5 protein-coding genes are annotated in these 2,693 nt (G+C 33.0%); all 5 read left to right on the top strand.

Features of this window, described 5'->3' with window-relative positions:
* The coding region (locus tag HMPREF2846_RS10660) for a winged helix-turn-helix transcriptional regulator (protein WP_218086522.1) at positions 1-328 on the top strand (328 nt) is incomplete at its 5' end.
* A 5-nt stretch (positions 329-333) separates the two neighbouring features.
* Positions 334-1,119: a conserved phage C-terminal domain-containing protein gene (locus HMPREF2846_RS10655; RefSeq protein WP_057510266.1), complete on the top strand. Its 786-nt coding sequence runs from the start codon at positions 334-336 to the stop codon at positions 1,117-1,119.
* Between the two features lies 1 nt (position 1,120).
* Positions 1,121-1,897 (top strand): ATP-binding protein, encoded by a 777-nt coding sequence (locus tag HMPREF2846_RS10650; protein WP_057510265.1) that lies wholly within the window; start codon positions 1,121-1,123, stop codon positions 1,895-1,897.
* Positions 1,898-2,062: 165 nt separating this feature from the next.
* Complete coding sequence (locus tag HMPREF2846_RS10640) at positions 2,063-2,470, top strand: RusA family crossover junction endodeoxyribonuclease (RefSeq protein ID WP_070626611.1); 408 nt, start codon at positions 2,063-2,065, stop codon at positions 2,468-2,470.
* Positions 2,471-2,662: a hypothetical protein gene (locus tag HMPREF2846_RS10635; RefSeq protein ID WP_070626610.1), complete on the top strand. Its 192-nt coding sequence runs from the start codon at positions 2,471-2,473 to the stop codon at positions 2,660-2,662.
* The last annotated feature ends 31 nt before the right edge of the window (positions 2,663-2,693 follow it).

Raw genomic sequence — 2,693 nt, 5'->3', positions numbered from 1 at the left:
AAGCATTCAGAAAGATTATACCAGAAAGGAGAATTCAAAAATGACAATTATAAGAAGTACAGTAGGCTTAGGCATTTTAACCAAAGAAGTAAGAACTAGAAAAGATTTAACCTTTTTCGAAAAAATATTAATATGTGAACTTGATTCTCTAACAAATAATGTTGAAAGTTCTACGGATATTTCAAACGAAGAGCTATCAGAACTTTATGGAGTTTCTGAGTCAACAGTTAAAAGAGCTATTAAAAAGTTTGAGAAACTAGGTTTTATAGAAAGAGAAGTAGAAAACGTAAATTATATTAACAGAAGAAAGATAACTGTTAAGAGGTGAGTTAAATGAATAACAGAGACTATATATCATCAATAATCACACAATTCAGCGGTCAAAATAATATCATTCCTATACCGGTTATTTACTTAAAAATCACTGAGGATTATCCCACTGCTGCGTTACTCAATCAATTAATTTATTGGTCAGATCGAACTAATAGAAAAGACGGTTATTTCTACAAATCATATAAAGAATGGGAAGAAGAGATACATTTATCTAAATATCAAGTAATGCGTTCAATAAAGAAATTAAAGAATATGGGGATTGTAGAAACTGCATTAAAAAAGGCTAATGGCGCACCTACTGTACATTATAAAGTCGATAGTGAAGTTACTTCACAATGGATTGTTAAGTTTCTTAACAATGGAAAGTCAACAAACTTAACAATGGATAGTAAAGAAACTCAACAATCTTTAACAGAGATTACTACAGAGATTACTACAGAGACTACTAACAATAATATATTGTCGGGCAACCCGACGCATACCCCATATAAAGAGATTATTGATTATCTTAACGAAAAGACTGGTAAGAGGTTTAGCCACAAATCAAAAGCGAATCAAAAACTAATACGAGCCAGATTCAATGAAGATAATTCAAAAGAGGATTTCTTTACAGTAATTGATAATATGACTGCGCAATGGAAGGGCAATCCGAAGATGGATGAATATTTGCGTCCTAAAACATTGTTCAGTGGAAACTTTGATAACTATAAAAATCAAACACCTAAATTAAGTGGTGCAGATCAACTAGAACGAATGAAATACGACCCTAGCTATTGGGAGGAATAAAATGCAATCATTTTCAAATATTATGCAAGGAAGCAGACTGAAGAAAAATATAGTCGAAGAAGAACACGGACTTAAATGTGAAAGTTGCGGCAGAACTTATGACTATTACAAGTTTAGCAATGGTCAGGAATTTAGACATGGTTGTGATTGCGCAATGATTGAAGCTGGTAAAGAAGCTACTAAAAAAAGGCAGCAACGTAAAATAGACGACTCATTCAATCAATCTACAATTAATCCATCTATTAAAGATGCAACAGTTAATAACTATATTCCTAACAATGAGTCGCAAGTAAAAGCTAAGCAAACTGCAATAGAATATGTTCAAAGTTTTACGACAGAAAAAGACAAAATGAAGTCTATTCTTTTTAGAGGAAGCTATGGGACAGGTAAATCGCATTTAGCTTATGCTATTGCAAAAGCAATTAAAAATAAAGGCTATAAAGTTGCTTATATGCAGATACCCGATTTGATGGATAGAATTAAAGCAACATATAACAATCAATCCTATGAAACATTTGATGAACTTAAAATGCAGTTAATTAATTTAGACTTATTAGTGTTGGATGACATAGGTGTTAGTAATAGTGATCATGATTTAGGAAAACTATACACGATTGTTAACAATAGACAGAATAAGAACAATATATTTACTACCAATTTTAAAGAGTCGGAACTTAATCAAAATGTACATTGGCATAGGATTAATTCAAGAATGAAAAAAGGAAGCCGTAAAGTAAATGTTATCGGCGATGATTATAGGGAGCGAGATGCATGGTGATGTTAACTAAAGAATATATCATGCGTCATCTTAACTGCAGTTCAGTGTTTGCAGAGATGATGATTACACAAGCACAGGGCAACGCTGAGAGGTTGTACGACTTATTCCTATACCAATGTAAAAAACGTCGTACAACGCCTGCTGTGCGTCAAATAGAGGTGTCTTATGGAAATAGAAATTAGTTTTAATGAAACGCATAAAGCACCTATCGGGTCGCCGAGACCAAGATTCAGTAAAAGAGGTAACTTTGTACAAACGTATATGCCTTCAACTTATACAGCGCATAAAGACTTTATACAAAAGCAGATGCCTAAACTTATGTTAGAAAATAGCGTGATTGTTACGTTGAAATTTATTTTTACACCTCCTAAAAGCTGGAGTAAGAAAAAACGTTTGGCAATGGTCGGCAAGTATAAGCGTACAAAGCCTGATGTAGATAATTTGATGAAAACTGTTTTAGATGCCGGCAATAAGCATCTGTGGAAAGATGATAACCAAATTGTAGATGCAAGAACCTTAAAGCAATACGGTGATGAAGCTAAAATCATCATGGAAATCGAGGAGGTAGATTAATTGAATATCGACAATGACGACGTAGAAATGCAATTCAAATGCACAGTGACGTTTACAGCTAAAGTCAGAGATACATTTAACAAACATGAAAATACACAAGCTATAGAAGATAGTTTGATCAATAAAATTTATGAAGAACCAGAGGCCTACATGGATGATTTAGAAGTCACAGATGTAGAGCGGTTATTGTAGGAGGTTAAGGTAATGGGAAAATTTATTTATA

The sequence above is a fragment of the Staphylococcus sp. HMSC056G08 genome, assembly GCF_001812305.1.
Classification (GTDB): Bacteria; Bacillota; Bacilli; order Staphylococcales; family Staphylococcaceae; genus Staphylococcus; species Staphylococcus simulans.
The sequence above is the reverse complement of the archived record's forward strand: the minus strand, read 5'-3'. Positions and strand labels throughout refer to the sequence as shown.